This window comes from Pseudomonas sp. 5Ae-yellow (assembly GCF_014077575.1).
Lineage (GTDB): Bacteria > Pseudomonadota > Gammaproteobacteria > Pseudomonadales > Pseudomonadaceae > Halopseudomonas > Halopseudomonas neustonica.
This window is the reverse complement of record NZ_JACGWE010000001.1, coordinates 91,039-109,540: the sequence shown is the minus strand read 5'-3', so window position 1 is coordinate 109,540 and position 18,502 is coordinate 91,039. Positions and strand designations below refer to the sequence as shown.

Annotated in this window: 16 protein-coding genes and 1 other RNA gene; all 17 read left to right on the top strand. The window is 57.4% G+C overall.

Annotation, left to right across the window (positions count from 1 at the left end):
- Nucleotides 1-146 precede the first annotated feature (146 nt).
- The 17 genes from rsmI (at nucleotide 147) to ftsZ (ending at nucleotide 18,437) form a co-directional block, all read left to right on the top strand.
- Nucleotides 147-1,001 (top strand): 16S rRNA (cytidine(1402)-2'-O)-methyltransferase, encoded by an 855-nt coding sequence (gene rsmI, locus H4J77_RS00520; protein WP_220469191.1) that lies wholly within the window; start codon nucleotides 147-149, stop codon nucleotides 999-1,001.
- A gap of 63 nt (nucleotides 1,002-1,064) precedes the next feature.
- An RNA gene (rnpB, locus tag H4J77_RS00515) (RNase P RNA component class A) lies at nucleotides 1,065-1,423 on the top strand.
- Nucleotides 1,424-1,724: 301 nt separating this feature from the next.
- Nucleotides 1,725-2,180, top strand: coding sequence for a division/cell wall cluster transcriptional repressor MraZ (gene mraZ, locus H4J77_RS00510; protein ID WP_123890423.1), 456 nt, complete (start codon nucleotides 1,725-1,727; stop codon nucleotides 2,178-2,180).
- Nucleotides 2,177-3,115: a 16S rRNA (cytosine(1402)-N(4))-methyltransferase RsmH gene (gene rsmH, locus H4J77_RS00505; protein ID WP_123890425.1), complete on the top strand. Its 939-nt coding sequence runs from the start codon at nucleotides 2,177-2,179 to the stop codon at nucleotides 3,113-3,115. The genes mraZ and rsmH overlap by 4 nt, the downstream gene beginning before the upstream one ends.
- 17 nt (nucleotides 3,116-3,132) lie before the next feature.
- Nucleotides 3,133-3,423 (top strand): cell division protein FtsL, encoded by a 291-nt coding sequence (gene ftsL, locus H4J77_RS00500; protein WP_123890470.1) that lies wholly within the window; start codon nucleotides 3,133-3,135, stop codon nucleotides 3,421-3,423.
- The gene (locus tag H4J77_RS00495) at nucleotides 3,420-5,165 is read left to right on the top strand and encodes a penicillin-binding protein 2 (RefSeq protein ID WP_182246562.1); all 1,746 of its coding nucleotides are present in this window, start codon (nucleotides 3,420-3,422) and stop codon (nucleotides 5,163-5,165) included. The genes ftsL and H4J77_RS00495 overlap by 4 nt, the downstream gene beginning before the upstream one ends.
- Nucleotides 5,162-6,613, top strand: a complete 1,452-nt coding sequence (locus H4J77_RS00490) for a UDP-N-acetylmuramoyl-L-alanyl-D-glutamate--2,6-diaminopimelate ligase (RefSeq protein ID WP_182246560.1) — start codon at nucleotides 5,162-5,164, stop codon at nucleotides 6,611-6,613. Before H4J77_RS00495 ends, H4J77_RS00490 begins: the two co-directional genes overlap by 4 nt.
- The gene (gene murF / locus H4J77_RS00485; protein ID WP_182246558.1) at nucleotides 6,606-7,994 is read left to right on the top strand and encodes a UDP-N-acetylmuramoyl-tripeptide--D-alanyl-D-alanine ligase; all 1,389 of its coding nucleotides are present in this window, start codon (nucleotides 6,606-6,608) and stop codon (nucleotides 7,992-7,994) included. Before H4J77_RS00490 ends, murF begins: the two co-directional genes overlap by 8 nt.
- A gap of 1 nt (nucleotide 7,995) precedes the next feature.
- Nucleotides 7,996-9,078 (top strand): phospho-N-acetylmuramoyl-pentapeptide-transferase, encoded by a 1,083-nt coding sequence (gene mraY / locus H4J77_RS00480; protein ID WP_123890430.1) that lies wholly within the window; start codon nucleotides 7,996-7,998, stop codon nucleotides 9,076-9,078.
- Nucleotides 9,079-9,098: 20 nt separating this feature from the next.
- Entirely contained in the window at nucleotides 9,099-10,448 is a 1,350-nt protein-coding gene (gene murD / locus H4J77_RS00475) for a UDP-N-acetylmuramoyl-L-alanine--D-glutamate ligase (RefSeq protein WP_182246557.1), read from the top strand.
- Entirely contained in the window at nucleotides 10,445-11,620 is a 1,176-nt protein-coding gene (gene ftsW / locus H4J77_RS00470) for a putative lipid II flippase FtsW (RefSeq protein WP_123890432.1), read from the top strand. The genes murD and ftsW overlap by 4 nt, the downstream gene beginning before the upstream one ends.
- Nucleotides 11,613-12,686: an undecaprenyldiphospho-muramoylpentapeptide beta-N-acetylglucosaminyltransferase gene (gene murG, locus H4J77_RS00465; protein ID WP_182246556.1), complete on the top strand. Its 1,074-nt coding sequence runs from the start codon at nucleotides 11,613-11,615 to the stop codon at nucleotides 12,684-12,686. Before ftsW ends, murG begins: the two co-directional genes overlap by 8 nt.
- A 34-nt stretch (nucleotides 12,687-12,720) precedes the next feature.
- Nucleotides 12,721-14,127: a UDP-N-acetylmuramate--L-alanine ligase gene (gene murC, locus H4J77_RS00460; protein ID WP_220469202.1), complete on the top strand. Its 1,407-nt coding sequence runs from the start codon at nucleotides 12,721-12,723 to the stop codon at nucleotides 14,125-14,127.
- On the top strand, nucleotides 14,127-15,044 hold the full coding sequence (locus tag H4J77_RS00455; RefSeq protein ID WP_123890471.1) for a D-alanine--D-alanine ligase: 918 nt from the start codon (nucleotides 14,127-14,129) through the stop codon (nucleotides 15,042-15,044). Before murC ends, H4J77_RS00455 begins: the two co-directional genes overlap by 1 nt.
- A gap of 12 nt (nucleotides 15,045-15,056) precedes the next feature.
- Nucleotides 15,057-15,920, top strand: coding sequence for a cell division protein FtsQ/DivIB (locus H4J77_RS00450; protein ID WP_259364647.1), 864 nt, complete (start codon nucleotides 15,057-15,059; stop codon nucleotides 15,918-15,920).
- Nucleotides 15,921-15,930: 10 nt separating this feature from the next.
- The gene (gene ftsA, locus H4J77_RS00445; RefSeq protein WP_182246554.1) at nucleotides 15,931-17,166 is read left to right on the top strand and encodes a cell division protein FtsA; all 1,236 of its coding nucleotides are present in this window, start codon (nucleotides 15,931-15,933) and stop codon (nucleotides 17,164-17,166) included.
- Nucleotides 17,167-17,258: 92 nt separating this feature from the next.
- The gene (gene ftsZ / locus H4J77_RS00440; protein WP_123890436.1) at nucleotides 17,259-18,437 is read left to right on the top strand and encodes a cell division protein FtsZ; all 1,179 of its coding nucleotides are present in this window, start codon (nucleotides 17,259-17,261) and stop codon (nucleotides 18,435-18,437) included.
- Nucleotides 18,438-18,502 lie beyond the last annotated feature (65 nt).

Below are 18,502 nucleotides of genomic sequence, written 5' to 3'. Positions count from 1 at the left end.
CCTTGCGCGGAGGGACGCAGCTAGAGCGCTTCCCTTGAGATAATCAATGCGTGCATTGTAACCAAGGGACCAGCCAATCTCCAGGCAATCGCAGCGGTGGTTGTCGCTCCTGTACAATGCATCACAGTTTATTATTAGGGGTATTTATGACAACCGTTACAGGTACGCTCTTTGTGGTTGCGACGCCAATCGGCAATCTACAGGACATTTCGCCTAGAGCGCTTGAGGTGCTGCGCTCGGTTGCCTTGATCGCCGCCGAGGATACCCGTCACAGTGCACGGCTGATGCAGCACTTTGGTATAGGTACACCCATGACGGCCTGTCACGACCATAATGAACGTGACAAGGGCGAGCGATTAGTGGCTCGATTGCTGGCTGGTGACGACCTGGCGCTGATCTCGGACGCGGGTACGCCGCTTATTTCTGATCCCGGTTACCACTTGGTAAGGCAAGCGCGAGAAGCGGGCGTACGGGTTTCTCCCCTCCCTGGCGCCTGTGCGCTGATTGCGGCCCTTAGTGCGGCAGGGTTGCCCTCCGACCGCTTCGCGTTCGAGGGTTTTTTGCCAGCCAAGTCACACGGGCGCCGCCAGCGCTTGCAGGCGCTCGCCGATGAGTCGCGCACCTGGATGGTATATGAAGCACCCCATCGGCTGCTGGAGTGCCTGGATGATATGTGTGAAATCCTCGGTGCCGAGCGTCGTGTTGTATTGGCCCGAGAGCTGACGAAAACCTTTGAGACGTTGCGCTCGGCACCGATCGCTGAGCTGGCTGACTGGGTTCGCGGTGATAGCGATCAGCAGCGGGGTGAGTGCGTGTTGGTGGTGGAGGGGGCGTCGGTGGCTGAGTCTGAGGAGGTTTCAGGCGAAACCTTGCGTGTGCTGGATGCGCTGTTGCAAGAGTTGCCGGTTAAGCAGGCGGCACGGCTGGCGGCGCAAATTACCGGTGAGCGCAAGAATCAGCTATACCAACTGGCTCTTGATCGCGGTACCAAGAACGCGTGATCAGGCCTGCGTGAAGTCGTTTCTCCTTGCTCTGTGGGTCGAAGGCGGCTAACCTTGCCGCCAAGAGTTGGCTGGACAGTCGCTGTGTTGGCACCGCAAGGCGTCGGCAGGGAGGAAAGTCCGGGCTCCATAGGGCAGAGTGCCAGGTAACGCCTGGGAGGCGTGAGCCTACGGAAAGTGCAGCAGAGAGCAAACCGCCTAAGCGCGTAAGCGCCGGTAAGGGTGAAAAGGTGCGGTAAGAGCGCACCGCGCAGCTGGTAACAGTCTGTGGCGTGGTAAACCCCACTCGGAGCAAGACCAAATAGGAATCCATTGGTGTGGCCCGCACTGGATTCGGGTAGGTTGCTTGAGGTTGTCAGTGATGGCAATCCCAGAGGAATGACTGTTCTCGACAGAACCCGGCTTATAGGCCAACTCTTATTTTTCTTCTTGTTGTGACTCCCCTCTCTTTTAGATCAAAAAGATCTTACTCTTCATAAACCACTTTAAGTTGCGAGTGGATCTGCTTGCTTTGAATCTGCTTTACCCCCTATCCCTTATGTTGTTTGCAGGTGAATTCCTTCCTTTTTGCGCTAAACCCCTGCTCTACAAGGCTTTTTCCCGCAATTGCGTGCTTGACGGTGTATCCGCGCATTTCTATAGTGTGCAAAAGTGGCATGAAGTGGATAAAAGTGGGAATTATTGGCGTAGAGCGTCAATTCACCAAAGGGGAAGGTAAACAGCGTGTTTCGTGGATCCAACGCCATCAATCTGGACGCCAAAGGGCGACTCGCGATGCCTGCGCGCTATCGCGACCGCTTGGTGGAGTCCTGTGGCGGTCAGTTGGTGGCGACTATTGCACTGGAAGAACGTTGTCTTTGGATTTATCCCTTGCAGGAGTGGGAGGCGGTTGAGGCGCAGCTGCGCTCTGCGCCGAACATGAATCCTGCGGTAAAGCGGCTCCAGCGCCTGCTGATTGGTAATGCTAATGATCTGGAGCTGGATAATAACGGCCGCTTTGTTATTCCGCCGCTGTTGCGCGAGCACGCCGGGCTAGACAAGAAAGTCATGCTGGTCGGGCAAATCAATAAATTTGAGCTCTGGAGTGAAGAGGCCTGGACGGCCACCACCAGTGCCTACTTGGACGAATCGCAGGACACCGGTGAATTACCGGTGGAACTGCATTCCTTGAGCCTATGAACGCGCAATCCAATTACCAGCATGTCAGCGTTCTGCTGAATGAAGCGCTGGAAGGGCTCGCCATTAAACCGGACGGGCTTTATATCGACGGTACTTTCGGGCGCGGCGGGCACAGTCGCGCGCTGCTATCGGGGCTGGCGCCGGGAGGGCGCCTGATCGCCTTCGATAAAGATCCGGAAGCCATCCGGGCAGGGAATGAACTAGCGGCCATAGACGGCCGCTTTGTCGTTGTGCAGCGCTCATTTGCCGATATGGCGCAAGAGCTCAAGGACAAGGGTTTGCACGGTAAGGTCGATGGCGTACTGCTGGATCTTGGGGTGTCGTCGCCGCAGTTGGATGACCCCGAACGCGGCTTTAGCTTCTTGCATGACGGCCCGTTGGATATGCGTATGAATCCGGGTATGGGCCAAAGCGCAGCGGATTGGGTCAACAGTGCCAGCGAAAGCGACATTGCCACTGTATTGAAAGAATACGGTGAAGAGCGTTTCTCCAAACGCATGGCTCGCGCCGTTGTTACGCGCCGTGAGCAGCAGGCTTTTACCCGCACAGGTGATCTCGCTGCGGTATTAAAGGAAGCCAATCCCGCGTGGGAGAAAGGCAAGCATCCTGCTACGCGCGCTTTCCAGGGTATCCGGATTTTTATCAATCGTGAGCTGGACGATTTGGCTGACGGTTTGCGCGCGGCTCTGGAGTGCCTTGCTCCGGGTGGCCGCTTGGTGGTGATCAGCTTTCATTCGCTGGAAGATCGTCTGGTTAAGCAGTTCATGCGCCGCGAGGCCAAGGGCGCACCGCTGCCGCGCGACCTGCCTATCCGTGATATCGATATTCCGGTGTCGGTCAATCTGGTTGGTAAGGCGATCAAGCCTACTGCTGCAGAAATTGCGGCAAACCCTCGTTCTCGCAGCGCTGTACTGCGTATCGCGGAGAAGCGCTAATGACCGCGCCAGAGCAAATGATCAAATCACAACGGCATCTGCCGGCGGGCAGCGGCTGGCTGCTGCTGGTGGGTGTGCTGGTGGTGATCACTGCTTTGGCGGTTTCTTATAGCGCTCACTGGAGCCGTTTGCTTCTGAACGAGATGGCAGCGGAAATAGAAGTACGAGAAAAGGCGCAAGCCGAATGGGGACGCCTGGTGCTTGAGCAAAGCACCTGGACGGCCTATAGCCGCATTGAGCGTATCGCGACCGAGCAACTGGGCATGCATGTGCCAGAGCCGAGCGACGTCATTTTGGTGCAGCCATGAAGAAATTCGGCTTCAAGCCCAATGGCAGTCTGTATCCCTGGCGTTTTCGTCTGGTGATCGCGCTGCTTGGCTTGTGCTGTGTGGCTGTGTCCTGGCGCATTGTCGAGCTGCACGTGCTGGATGAGGGTTTCCTCAAAAGCCAGGGTGACAAGCGCAGCGTGCGCCATGTGCCTATTCCTGCGCACCGCGGACAGATTACCGATCGCAATGGCGAGCCTTTGGCTGTCAGCACACCCGTTTTGACTATCTGGGCAAACCCTTCGCAGTTGATCGACCAGGAAGCGCATTGGCCGGACCTGGCCCGTGCTCTGGGTACAGACCTCTCCACCTTTAACGATCGACTCAAAGCCAACGCAGATAAAGAATTCATCTATTTGCGTCGCCGCATGACACCGCTGGATGGTGAAGCCGTCATGGCGTTGCAGGTGCATGGTGTGTACAGCATCGAAGAGTATCGCCGTTTTTATCCTGCGGGCGAGGTTGCAGCACATTTGGTTGGCTTTACCAATTTGGATGAAAAAGGCCAGGAAGGCTTGGAATTGGCCTATGACCAGTGGCTGCAAGGTGTACCCGGGAAGCGGCAAGTGCTGCAGGATCGTCGTGGCCGACTGATTAAGGATGTGCAGGTTGTTAGTAATGCCCGCCCTGGTAATGATCTGAAGCTGTCAATTGATCTGCGTTTGCAGTATCTGGCGCACCGTCAATTGCGCGAAGCACTGCAGGAATTTGATGCCAAAGCCGGTTCTATCGTGATGCTGGATGTGCGTACCGGCGAAGTGTTGGCGATGGTCAATCATCCAACCTACAACCCCAACAATCGCGCCAACCTGCAGCCCGGCATGATGCGAAATCGCGCACTGATCGATGTGTTCGAGCCTGGCTCGACCATGAAGCCGATCTCCATGACTGCCGCTCTGGCTACCGGCCGCTGGAAACCGAGCGACAAGGTTAACGTGTATCCCGGAACCCTGCGTATTGGGCGCTATACCATTCGTGATGTATCGCGAGCCCCTGGCGGCGTGCTGGACCTGAGCGGTATTTTGTTGAAGTCCAGTAATGTCGGCATGAGCAAGGTGGCACTTGATATTGGTGGTCAGCCTATTTATGACGCCATGCATAGTGTAGGGCTTGGCGAATATACCGGTCTTGGTTTTCCTGGCGAGCGGGTAGGTAAGCTGCCTAGCTATCGCGAGTGGCGTACGGTCGAAACCGCCGCACTCTCTTATGGCTATGGCTTGTCGGTAACAGCTGTGCAGTTGGCACAGGCCTATTCGATACTGGCCAATGATGGGCGCAAGGTGCCCATGTCATTACTGCGAGTAGATGAACAGCCCGCGTCCGAGCAGGTTCTGCCGGAGGGCGCAGTCAAGACTGTGCAGGGCATGCTGCAAAACGTGATTGAAGGTGATGGCGGCGTCTATCGTGCGCGGGTGCCCGGTTACCACGTGTCTGGCAAAAGTGGTACATCGCGCAAGGCGAGCACATCAAACAAGGGTTATCAGGACGACGCCTACCGTTCTGTTTTCGCAGGCTTTGGCCCAAGTACCAATCCGCGTATCGCCATCGCTGTGGTTGTTGATGAGCCCAGCAATGGCGGCTACTACGGCGGTCTGGTTGCCGCTCCGGTGTTTAGCGGCTTGATGTCCAACGCACTGCGATTGATGAATGTTGCTCCGGATAATCTCAGCGATACGCAGCAGGTTGAGTTGCCGCCTTTGCCAGAGGAGGGCGCGCGCGGATGAAACTGGCTCAGTTATTTCCGGCTCAAGTGACGCCTGATCTCGAGATCAGCGGCATGACGATGGATAGTCGTCGCGTTCGCCCTGGCGATCTGTTTCTTGCCGTTCCGGGATTACAGCAGGATGGTCGTGCTTATATCGATCAGGCCGTTGCGTCAGGAGCCGTCGCAGTTGCTTACGAGCCTGCCGAGTACGAGATAGCTCCTCTTTCAGTCTGCGCGATTGCAGTTCCCGAGTTGCAGCAAAAGCTATCCGAACTGGCCGGGCTTTTTTATCAGCAACCCAGTAAGCAATTGCAGGTGATCGGTATAACCGGCACCAATGGCAAAACCAGTGTTAGCCAAATGCTTGCTCAAGCCCTCGATATGGCTGCCAAGCCTTGCGGTGTGATTGGCACTCTGGGTAGCGGCATGCTTGGGCAACTTTCCGAACACGGCATGACGACGCCCGACGCTTTGCTGATGCAGGCTCAGTTGGCACGTTTGCACGCGCAAGGCGCCAGCCACGTGGCTGTCGAAGTGTCTTCCCATGCGCTGGATCAAGGGCGTGTTGCCGCAGTGGATTTCGCCGTTGCGGTCTTTACCAATCTAAGCCGCGATCACCTCGATTATCACGGTGATATGCAGGCGTACGGCGCCGCCAAGGCGCTGTTGTTCAAGCGTCCTCTGCAGGCTGCCGTAATCAATATTGACGACCGGTTTGGGCGTGAGTTGGCAGCGCAATGCAGCTCGCCGGTAATCAGCTATAGCCTGGAAGACGCCAGCGCCATCTTTTACTGCAGCGATGTCCAGTACGGCACTGATGGCGTAAGCGCCACGTTGCATGCTCAGGGGCAGCGTTTTCAGTTACGCAGTGCGTTGCTGGGCCGGTTTAATTTGAGCAACCTGCTCGCCGTAATTTCAAGCTTATACGCCTTGCGTATTGCGCTGCCGCAGGTGCTCGAGTTGGCTGCTCAGCTGCAGCCACCGGCGGGCCGGATGCAGCGTTTGGGCGGCGGCGAGATGCCTCTGGTGGTGGTCGATTATGCGCACACCCCGGACGCGCTCGACAAAGCGTTGGCTGCGTTGCATGAACATGCCAGCGGTCGGGTTATTTGCGTATTTGGTTGCGGCGGTGATCGCGATAAAGGCAAGCGCCCGCTGATGGCCAAGGTGGCTGAAGCGCGCGCTGATGAAATCGTGGTGACCAGCGACAACCCGCGTAGTGAGTCGGCACAACAGATTATTAAGCAAATTTGCCAGGGTATGGAACGCAGTGGCTCTGCCACCGTCATACCCAACCGTGCTGAGGCGATCCTTGCAACGATCACCAAGGCAGGCGTCGGCGATGTCATTCTGCTCGCCGGCAAAGGGCATGAAACTTACCAGGAGATTGAAGGCGTGCGTCATCCCTTCAGCGATATAGAACATGCGCGTCAGGCGCTTCTGCAATGGGAGGCGCAACATGCTTGAAGCAATTCGCCTTTCGGAACTATTGAAGCCGCTTGCGGCGACCATGAACGGTGTGGATACCCACTTTGACAGCGTCAGTATTGATGCTCGTGCGGTGCAGCCCGGAGGTTTGTTTGTCGCGTTGCCGGGTAGCCGCGTGAACGGTCATGACTACGTGGCTCAGGCACGCGAGCAGGGCGCTGCTGCTGCGATGGTTGAATACCTGGTTGATGATGAACTGCCTCAGCTGCTGGTCCACGATTGCCAGCTGGCGCTGGGTCAGCTCGCCGCGCTGGTGCGTGATGGCTTTAAGGGCAAGATCATCGCGATTACCGGATCCAGCGGCAAAACCACCGTCAAGGAAATGCTGGCAGCCATCCTGCGCCATGCCGGCAGTGTATTGGCCACTGAGGGTAACCTGAACAATGAACTGGGCGTGCCTCTGACGCTCTTGCGTTTACAGAAAACGAATCAGTATGCGGTTGTCGAAATGGGTGCTGCTGCTGCTGGTGATATTGCTTACACCATGGGGTTGGCAAAGCCGCATATCAGCGTGCTGACCAACGCCGAGATGGCACATGTGGGGCGCTTCGGCAGCCCGGAAGGTATCGCCAAGGCGAAAGGTGAAATCGTCAGTGAGTTACCTGATGGTGGCCAGGCCATCCTCAACCTGGACAGCCCCTGGTTTGAGCAGTGGTATCAGTTGCTGGGTAGCAAGCGCACTTGCTGTGCTTTCAGTCTGAAAAATCCGACGGCCCAACTGCGCGCTGAACAGATTGAAATCGATAGCAAGGGATGCCCTTCATTCAAGCTGCAATCGCCTGCCGGTGAAGTGCAGGTTTCATTGCAGCTGCGCGGTCAGCATAACGTCGCCAACGCGCTTGCCGCAGCGGGCGCTGCATTGGCGGCGGGTGTTTCGCTGGAATGCGTGAGCAATGGACTCGCCGACCTGGCGCCGGTCGCCGGTCGCGGCAACTGCTGTGCTGGTGTGGCTGGAGCACAAGTCATTGATGACAGCTACAACGCCAATCCTGCCTCAGTGAAGGCCGCTATTGATCTGCTGGCTGGCTTGCAGGGCACCCGGATTCTGGTGCTGGGCGATATGGGCGAGCTGGGCGACTGGGCTGAGTCCAGCCATGCCGAGGTAGGCGAGTACGCATTAGAGAAAGGACTGGATGGGCTCTATGCGGTTGGCCGGCTTTCTGCGTTGGCGGTCGAGGCTTTTGGTGAGCGCGGCGAGCTATTCGCCAGCAAGGATGAATTAGTCGAGTCGCTCAAAGGGCGACTGGATATCAGTACTCAGGTACTGGTCAAGGGCTCGCGCAGTGCGGGTATGGATGAAGTTGTTGCCGGTCTGACGGCCTCGGCTGACACGCAAAACAACGACAACAGGGTCAGCTGATATGTTGCTTCTACTAGCCGAATATCTACAGCAGTTCTACTCCGGCTTCTCGGTATTTCAGTACCTGACGCTGCGCGGGATTCTGGGTGTGCTCACGGCGCTGGCATTAGCGCTGTGTCTTGGCCCCTGGATGATCCGCACCCTGAGCTTTCGCCAAATCGGTCAGTCAGTGCGCAACGACGGGCCGCAATCGCATTTGTCCAAGGCAGGTACGCCGACCATGGGCGGTGCGCTGATCCTGGTCGCAATCGGTATCAGCACGCTGTTGTGGGCCGACCTGAGCAACCTCTATGTATGGGTTGTGTTGGGTGTGACACTGAGCTTTGGCGCTATCGGTTGGGTGGATGACTACCGCAAGGTGGTTGAGAAGAGTTCGCGTGGCCTGCCTTCACGCTGGAAGTATTTTTGGCAGTCGATATTCGGGATGGTTGCTGCAATTGTGCTCTACATGCACGCGCAAACGCCGGTCGAAACCACGCTGATCGTGCCGTTCTTTAAACAGGTAGAGTTTCAGTTGGGCGCGTTTTTCGTTGTCCTGACTTACTTTGTGATTGTGGGCTCCAGCAACGCGGTCAACCTGACTGACGGTCTTGATGGTCTGGCGATTATGCCAACAGTCATGGTTGGTGGCGCGCTGGGTATTTTTGCCTATCTGTCGGGTAATGCGAAGTTCGCCGAGTACCTGCTGATCCCCTATGTGCCGGGCGCAGGTGAGCTGATCATTTTCTGTGGTGCCTTGCTGGGCGCCGGTCTTGGCTTTCTCTGGTTTAACACCTATCCAGCTCAAGTCTTTATGGGCGACGTCGGCGCATTGGCGCTGGGCGCCGCGCTTGGTGTGATTGCTGTCATCGTGCGGCAGGAAATTGTGCTCTTCATCATGGGGGGCATCTTTGTGGTGGAAACCCTGTCGGTGATTGTGCAGGTCGCGTCGTTCAAGTTGACCGGGCGCCGCGTATTCCGCATGGCGCCGATTCACCACCATTTTGAATTGAAGGGCTGGCCTGAACCGCGCGTGATTGTGCGGTTCTGGATCATCACCGTGGTACTGGTGTTGATCGGTCTCGCTACCTTGAAACTGCGTTAATAGAAGCTGAGGAATAACGGGTGTCACTGATTACTACGGACAAAAAACGGATCATCGTCGGGCTCGGCAGTAGCGGGCTCTCGGTCGCCCGTTATTTGGCGGGCCGAGGCCTGTCATTTGCCGTGGTTGATACCCGCCAAAACCCACCGGGTCTGGACAAGCTGAAGCGATTTGCGCCCATGGCTGACCTGTATTTGGGTGAGCTTGATGAGCAGCTCCTGTGTGGCGCCAGCGAGCTGATTGTCAGCCCTGGTATTGCGTTGAGTACGCCTGCATTGCTGGCCGCCGCTAAAGCCGGTGTGTCTATCGTCGGCGATATCGAACTGTTTGCTCGCGAGGCCAAGGCGCCGATTGTGGCCATTACTGGTTCAAACGCGAAAAGTACCGTCACTACACTGGTTGGCGAGATGGCGGCTGCCGCGGGAATTGTGGTGGCGGTCGGCGGCAATCTGGGTACACCTGCGCTAGATCTCTTGGATGAGAATGCGGCGCTGTATGTGCTCGAACTCTCCAGCTTCCAGTTGGAAACCACAGACCGCTTGAATGCGCGGGTCGCCACGGTATTGAACGTGAGCGAAGATCATATGGATCGTTACAGCGGCCTTGCTGCTTATCATCTGGCCAAGCACCGCATATTCCGTGGCGCAGAGCAGGTTGTGGTGAATCGCGATGACGCCTTGTCGCGTCCCCTGGTCGCAGATGAGTTGCCTACGTTCACTTTTGGTCTGTCACGTCCTGACTTCAAAGGGTTTGGGCTGGTACAGCAAGACGGTGAAAGCTGGCTGGCCTTTGAGTTTGAGCCTTTGATGCCAACTCGCGAGCTGAAAATGCGTGGCGCCCATAATCAATCCAACGCGCTGGCGGCGCTGGCGCTTGGGCATGCTGCCGGCGTCCCGATGCAGCCCATGCTGGAGATGTTGCGCCGGTTTGCCGGTTTGCCACATCGCTGTCAGTGGGTAGGTGAGCACGCAGGGGTTAGCTTCTTTGATGACTCCAAGGCGACCAATGTGGGCGCAGCGCTGGCTGCCATCAACGGCTTGGGCGCAGACATTGACGGCAAGTTGGTGCTGATTGCCGGTGGTGATGGTAAAGGCGCCGACTTTAAACCTTTGAGCCAGCCGGTCGAGCGCTATTGCCGCGCTGCGGTACTTTTGGGGCGTGACGCAGACAAGGTTGCGGCGGCGTTGCCAAACAGTCTGGATGCTACGCAGGTCGATAGCATTGAAGCGGCAGTGCAGCTTGCAGCGGATAAAGCACAGCCCGGTGACATCGTGTTGTTGTCGCCTGCTTGCGCCAGCCTGGATATGTTCAAGAACTTTGAAGAGCGTGGCCGCTTGTTTGCCGACGCTGTCGGGAGGCTAGCGCTATGAACTGGCTTGCCACTGCCCGCGACGCTAGCGCACCGCTGATTGGTGAGCGTCGGTTTGACATGGACCTGCCGTTGTTGGTGGGGTCTCTGTGTTTGCTCGCGTTGGGGCTGGTCATGGTTACGTCCGCCTCGATGGAAGTAGCGGCCGGTCGTCTCGGCGACCCGCTTTATTACATGAACCGCCAGATCGTCTATCTGGTGATCGGTTTGCTGGCGATGGCGGCTACCCTGGCGGTGCCGGTGCGCCTTTGGGAGCAGTTCCGGTTCCCGCTGTTGTTCCTCGGCTTTGCCTTGCTGTTGGCGGTATTGATTCCCGGCATCGGCCGTGAAGTTAACGGTAGCTGGCGCTGGATTGCTGTTGGCCCCATTAACGTGCAGCCCTCAGAGCTGGCCAAGTTGTTTGCTGTGGTCTTTTTGTCCGGTTACCTGGTGCATCGTCAGGCAGAAGTCAAAGAGCAATGGTTCGGCTTTATCAAGCCCTTCATGGTGCTTGGCCCTATGGCCTGGTTGCTGATCATTGAGCCGGACTTTGGTGCCACCGTGGTATTGATGGGGGCGGCCACCGGCATGCTTTTCCTGGGCGGTGTAGGGCTGTTCCGCTTTCTGTTGTTGTTTGGTTCGCTTGGCGGTTTGGCGGGTCTTCTGGTCGCGTTCGAGCCCTACCGCTTGCAGCGCCTGACCGGCTTTCTCAACCCTTGGGATGACCCCTACGGTACTGGCTATCAGCTGACCCAGGCGTTGATCGCCTTCGGGCGAGGCGAATGGCTGGGGGTTGGCTTGGGTAATAGCATTCAGAAGCAGTTTTATCTGCCCGAAGCGCATACCGACTTCGTGTTTTCCGTGCTGGCTGAAGAGCTGGGCATGATTGGTGCGCTGGCCGCCTTCGCACTGCTGATTTTCGTTGCGGTACGCGCGCTGTATATCGGCTTGTGGGCCGAGCGCGCCGGCAGGATGTTTTCCGCCTATCTGGCTTACGGTCTGGCAATCATGTGGTGTGGTCAGGTGCTGATTAATGTGGGCGTTAACATCGGCCTGTTGCCAACCAAGGGGCTGACGTTGCCGTTTCTAAGCTACGGCGGTAGCTCGTTGGTGGTGTGCTGCGTGTCTTTGGGCCTATTGCTGCGCATTGACTGGGAGCGTCGTCAGGCGCTACGGGAGGCCGCAAATGGCTAAAAGAGTTCTGGTAATGGCTGGAGGCACCGGTGGGCACGTATTCCCCGCGCTGGCCTGTGCTCGCTTGCTGCGTGATCAAGGTTACGACGTGCACTGGCTGGGAACGCGCCGAGGTATCGAGGTCGATCTCGTGCCGCAGGCTGGCTTCCCGATTCATTACATCGATATTCAGGGGCTGCGCGGCAAGGGCAAGCTGGATCTGCTCAAGGCACCGTTCCGTATTCTTCGTGCGTTGGGCCAGTCGCTCAAGCTGTTGTCTGAGTTGCGTCCGGTGTTTGTTCTGGGCGCCGGTGGTTACGTGACCGGTCCGGGTGGCTTGGCCGCGTGGATGCGTCGTATTCCGGTCGTCATCCATGAGCAGAACGCAGTAGTGGGCACTGCCAACAGGCTTTTGTCGCGCGTTGCCAAGCGCTGCTGCGAAGGTTTCGCGGGTAGCTTTCCGGACGACAAGCGCCGTCGCAGCACGGGTAACCCCGTGCGCGAAGAGATCTTCCAGGTGCCGGCGCTTGCTTTCGATGGTCGGCGTCCGCTGCGGCTGCTGGTCCTGGGCGGGAGCCTTGGTGCTATGCCGCTGAACAGGCTTTTGCCAGAAGCGCTCAGCCTGATCCCGCAGGAGCAGCGTCCGCAGGTTGTTCATCAGTGTGGCAAGCAACATCTATTGACTGCGCGTGAAGGCTATCAACACGCCGGAGTGCGAGCTGATGTCGAGGCCTTTATTGCCGACATGAGCGGCGCCTATGAATGGGCTGATCTAGTGGTCTGCCGCGCGGGAGCACTGACGGTATGTGAGTTGGCCGCTGCGGGTCGTCCCTCGTTTTTGATCCCGCTGCCACACGCTATTGATGATCACCAGAGCGCTAATGCGCGCTACCTGGCTGAGCGGGGCGGCGCAGAGCTACTGCCCCAGGCCACGCTAACCGGTGCTCTGCTGGCAGAGAAATTGACGACTTATATGAATCAACCGGAGTTACTGCAAGAGATGGCATTACGCGCCCGCGAACAAGCAACACCCAATGCCACCACAGATGTGGTGCGTGCCTGCCTGGAGGTTGCTCGTGAACAGTAAAAAACGTAACAAGGCAACGTTCACCCTGCCGGAAATGCGCCGCATTCGCCGCATTCACTTTGTGGGTATCGGCGGCGTAGGTATGTGCGGGATCGCTGAGGTGTTATTGAATCTTGGCTATGAAGTGTCTGGCTCAGACCTCAAGCGCTCCGCAGTTACCCAGCGGTTGGAAGAATTCGGGGCGCGGATTGATATTGGGCATCGTGCGGAGAATGTGCAGTCGGCTGATGTACTGGTCGTCTCTAGCGCCATTAATCCGCAGAACCCGGAAGTCGCCGCTGCGATGGATCAGCGTATACCTGTGGTGCCGCGCGCAGAGATGCTGGCCGAGCTGATGCGCTATCGCCATGGTATTGCGGTCGCTGGTACCCACGGTAAGACCACAACAACCAGTTTGATTGCGTCGGTACTCGCTGCCGACGGTTTGAGCCCGACGTTTGTTATCGGCGGTCGGCTGACCGCCGCCGGCACCAACGCCCAGTTGGGGGAAAGTCGCTATCTGGTGGCTGAAGCAGACGAAAGTGATGCGTCCTTCCTGCATCTGCAGCCGATGGTGGCGATCGTCACCAATATCGATGCAGACCACATGGCCACCTACGAAGGCGACTTCAATCGCTTGAAGCGCACCTTCGTTGAATTTCTGCACAACCTGCCATTCTATGGGTTGGCTGTGCTGTGTATCGACGATCCGGTGGTGCGCGAGATTCTGCCGCAGGTCAATCGTCAGGTCATCACCTATGGTGAGTCAGAAGACGCAGATGTCCGCGCGGTCGATATTCACCAGCAAGGCATGCAAACCCACTTTACGGTACTGCGTGAAGGACATGAGCCGCTCAATGTCTCGGTCAACATGCCTGGTGTGCACAACGTGCTGAACTCGTTGGCAACCATTGCGGTTGCGACGGATGAGGGCGTTTCCGACCAAGCCATATTGGCCGGCTTGACTGGCTTTCAGGGCGTGGGTCGCCGCTTTCAGGTGTATGGCGATTACAGCTGGGCTGATGGCCAGATCATGCTGGTTGACGACTACGGACATCACCCGCGTGAAGTGGCTGCGGTGATCAAGGCCGTGCGCGCCGGTTGGCCGGAGCGTCGTTTGGTCATGCTCTATCAGCCGCACCGCTATAGCCGTACCCGCGACCTCTATGAAGATTTTGTGCAGGTGTTGGGTGAGACCAACGCCCTTCTGCTGATGGAAGTCTACCCGGCCGGTGAAGAACCCGTGCCTGGCGCAGACAGTAAGCACCTGTGCCGCAGCATTCGCCAGCGTGGTCAGTTGGACCCTATTTATGTGGAGCGCGATGCTGATGTCATGCCGCTCCTGGAAGCCGTACTGCAGCCGGGCGATATTCTGTTGACCCAGGGCGCAGGGGATATTGGCGGTCTTGCTCAGCAGTTGGCTGAGGCATTGGCAGCAAAAGACGCTGGAGGTAAGGCGTGATGGTAGATGTAGCAGCCTTTGGCCGTGTGGCCGTCCTGTTTGGTGGCAGTTCAGCTGAGCGCGCCGTCTCGTTGAAGTCCGGCGCAGCAGTGCTTGAAGCGCTGCTGGGTGCGGGGGTGAATGCCTATGGCATTGACGCCGACGAGCGTCTGGCAGAGCAGTTGATTGCCGAGCGCCCGGATCGTGTGTTCATCGCGTTGCATGGGCGTGGTGGTGAGGACGGCAGCCTGCAGGGCTTGTTGGAATCATTGCGTATTCCTTATACCGGTAGCGGTGTTATGGCGTCAGCAGTGGGCATGGACAAGCTGATTACCAAGCAAATCTGGCAAAGCCTGGGTCTCTCGACGCCGGCCTACGCCATGCTGGGTGCGATGGACGAGTGCGCGGGTATCGTCGACCAGCTGGGTGTGCCGCTGATCATCAAGCCGGTGCATGAAGGCTCGTCTATCGGCATGGCCAAGGCCGATAGCCTGGCGGATCTTCAGGATGCGTGGAAAGGTGCGCAGGCTTACGACGATCAGGCGCTTGTTGAGCAGTGGGTGCAGGGCGCGGAATTTACCGTCGCCATTCTGGATGGCAAGGCGCTACCGGCCATCCGTTTGCGTACGCCACACAATTTTTACGATTACGACGCCAAGTACCTGGCCAACGATACCCAGTATCTGTGTCCGTGTGAGCTGCCGGCAGAAAAAGAAGCTGAGCTCGCAGACTTGTGTCTTCGTGCTTTCAATGCCGTTGGCTGTCGTGGTTGGGGGCGGGTAGACGTGATGCAGGATGAGGCAGGACGTTTCTATCTGCTGGAAGTTAACACTGTGCCGGGTATGACCGATCACAGCCTGGTGCCGATGGCGGCGAAAGCCACGGGTATGTCGTTTACCGATTTGGTGCTGGCGATTCTTGCCAGCGCCCGCTGCTGAGGTAGTCAAGCAATGTTGGGGCAGATGATCCGCGATTCACGCACCGCACCTGCTGCACGACGCAAAGCGTCGAGCCGCGGCGCTGTGCGCGTGACGCCGCCTGCTCCGCGTCCGAGTGTACGCAGTCGCCTGGGTAAGCCGTCGTTCGACGGACTGGGACGCCGGCTGCAGTCACTGCTGTGGCCACTGTTGCTGGTCGCGCTGGGGATGGGGCTTTACGAGCTGGGTAGTCGCTTGATGCCGCTGGCAGATAGACCGGTATCGCTGATTACTGTCGACGGTGAGTTGCTTTACATCGATCGCGAAGCGGTGCAGCAGGTCATCCAGCCTTATTTGCATGAAAGCTTTCTGGGTATTGATCTGAACGGTCTGCATACCGATTTGCTGGCAATGCCCTGGGTTGCAGATGCATCGGTTAAACGGGTTTGGCCGGACAAGCTGGTGATAGACCTGGACGAGCAGTTGCCGATCGCCCGTTGGGGTGATGAGGCGTTATTGAACAATGAGGGTAAGGCGTTTACGCCAGACGATATCAGTCGTTTTGCACAGCTGCCGCAGCTTGATGGTCCTGAGCGCGCCAAACGCCGTGTGATGCGCCATTACCAGCAGTTCAGCAGCCTGCTGCGCCCGCAGGGCATGGTGGTCAGCAAGCTGGAGCTGCGTGATCGCGGTAGCTGGTTTCTGACTACCGAAGACGGCATTGAAGTTTTGCTCGGGCGCGACAACCTGGTGGACAAGATGCAGCGCTTCATGACGATTGAGCAAAGGTTGCTGCAGGACCGGCGAGAAATGATCGCGCGAGTAGATTTGCGTTACAGCAATGGTATGGCCGTGGCTTGGCGAGAGCCAGTTGAACCGGCCGAATCGGGGGAGTGACAGGAAGACTATGGCAAGCAAGCAGGGTAGCAGGATGATTGTAGGGCTGGATATCGGCACCTCCAAGGTCGTGGCACTGGTCGGCGAGATCGGTGCGGACGGCGAGCTGGAGATCGTGGGTATCGGCTCGCACCCCTCACGCGGCCTGAAAAAAGGCGTGGTGGTCAATATTGAGTCCACCGTGCAGTCGATTCAGCGGGCGATCGAAGAGGCCGAGCTGATGGCGGGTTGTCAGATTCACTCGGTTTTTGCGGGTATTGCCGGTAACCACATTCGCAGCCTGAACTCGAATGGCATCGTCGCGATTCGTGATCGTGAGGTGGTGCAGGCAGATATCGAACGGGTTCTCGATGCGGGTCAGGCAGTGGCTATTCCGGCTGACCAGAAGGTGCTGCATATCCTGCCGCAGGAGTATGTGATCGATAACCAGGAAGGTGTACGGGAGCCGCTCGGCATGTCTGGTGTGCGTTTGGAGGCCAAGGTGCATCTGGTGACCTGTGCGCTCAACGCTGTGCAGAACATCGAGAAGTGCATCCGTCGCTGTGGCCTGGAAGTAGAAGATGTGATTCTGGAGCAGCTGGCTTCCAGCTACGCCGTGCTGACTGAGGACGAGAAAGAGCTGGGCGTCTGTCTGGTTGATATTGGCGGCGGCACAACGGATATCGCCATCTTCACCGAAGGCGCGATCCGGCACACAGCGGTTATCCCGATCGCGGGCGACCAGGTCACCAACGATATCGCGATGGCGTTGCGCACCCCGACTCAGTACGCCGAAGAGATCAAGATCCGTTATGCCTGCGCACTGGCCAAGCTGGCGGGTCCAGAAGAAACCATTAAGGTGCCCAGTGTCGGTGATCGGCCGCCGCGCGACCTGTCTCGTCAGGCTCTGGCTGAAGTGGTAGAGCCGCGCTATGACGAGTTGTTCACGCTGATTCAGGCCGAGCTACGTCGTTCCGGATTTGAAGACATGATTCCGGCCGGCATCGTGATGACCGGCGGTACCGCCAAGATGGAAGGCGCGATCGAGTTGGCGGAAGAGATCTTCCATATGCCGGTTCGCCTTGGCATGCCGCAAGAATTCAAGGGGCTTACCGATGTGGTACGTAACCCAGTATACGCCACCGGTGTAGGCCTGCTGCATTACGGCATCAAACACCATGGCGAGCAGAGCAATAGCCCGAGCGACAGCGGCAATAAAGTGCCAGTTGTCGAACGGGTGAAGAAGTGGTTTCAAGGCAACTTTTAAGCACTTGCAGTTTAAGTAGTAGACCCGCCAAAGCGGGCTAAACGCAGTAAACGAAACGAAAACGAAACGAGTCTGTACTCAAGGAGAAGGTCATGTTTGAACTGATCGATAACGTTCCTCAGAACGCAGTAATCAAAGTTGTTGGTGTCGGTGGTGGCGGTGGTAATGCGCTGCAGCACATGGTCGTCAATAACGTCGAGGGTGTGGATTTCATCTGCGCCAATACCGATGCTCAAGCATTGAAAAATGTCAGCGCGCGCACAGTGCTCCAGCTGGGTTCGGCAGTGACCAAGGGCCTTGGCGCTGGCGCCAACCCGCTGATTGGTCGTGAAGCTGCGATCGAAGATCGCGAGCGCATTGCTGAAGTGCTGCAGGGCGCCGATATGGTGTTCATTACTGCTGGCATGGGTGGCGGTACCGGTACCGGTGCAGCGCCTGTCGTTGCAGAAGTGGCACGCGAAATGGGCATCCTCACAGTGGCTGTGGTAACCAAGCCGTTCCCGTTCGAGGGCCGTAAGCGCCTGCAGATCGCAGAAGAAGGTATTCGTGAGCTGAGTCAGCACGTTGACTCACTGATCACTATTCCTAACGAAAAGTTGCTCACCGTACTGGGTAAAGACGCCAGCCTACTGGCTGCATTCAGTAAGGCAAACGATGTATTGCTGGGCGCAGTACAAGGTATTGCTGACCTGATCATGCGTCCGGGTATGATCAACGTTGACTTCGCCGATGTGAAGACGGTTATGAGCGAAATGGGCATGGCGATGATGGGTACTGGTCACGCCAGTGGGCCAAATCGTGCTCGTGAAGCTGCTGAAGCCGCTATCCGCAGCCCGCTGCTGGAAGACGTTAATCTGATGGGCGCACGCGGTATCCTGGTTAACATCACTGCCGGTCCGGATCTGTCCTTGGGTGAGTTTTCCGAGGTGGGTAGCACCGTAGAAGAGTTCGCTTCTGAAAGCGCGACTGTTGTAGTTGGTACCGTTATTGATCCAGAGATGCGTGATGAGCTGCGTGTTACTGTGGTTGCTACTGGTCTGGGTGCCAAGGTGGAAAAGCCGGTCAAGGTAGTGGATAACACTGCTGCGCAGGCTCAAGCACCGTCTGCTCGCCAGGGTGAAGGCTCTGCACCAAACTACCGCGACCTGGATCGTCCTACGGTGATGCGTAATCAGCATCCTCAGGGCAGTGCAGCCGCGCGTTTGAGCCAGCCAGCTGAAGATCTGGATTATCTCGATATTCCAGCCTTCCTGCGGCGCCAGGCCGATTGATCTGATCAATCGGCGGCATAGGGCTTATTGGTATTCAACAAAGGCGTACTTTGCTATCATGCACG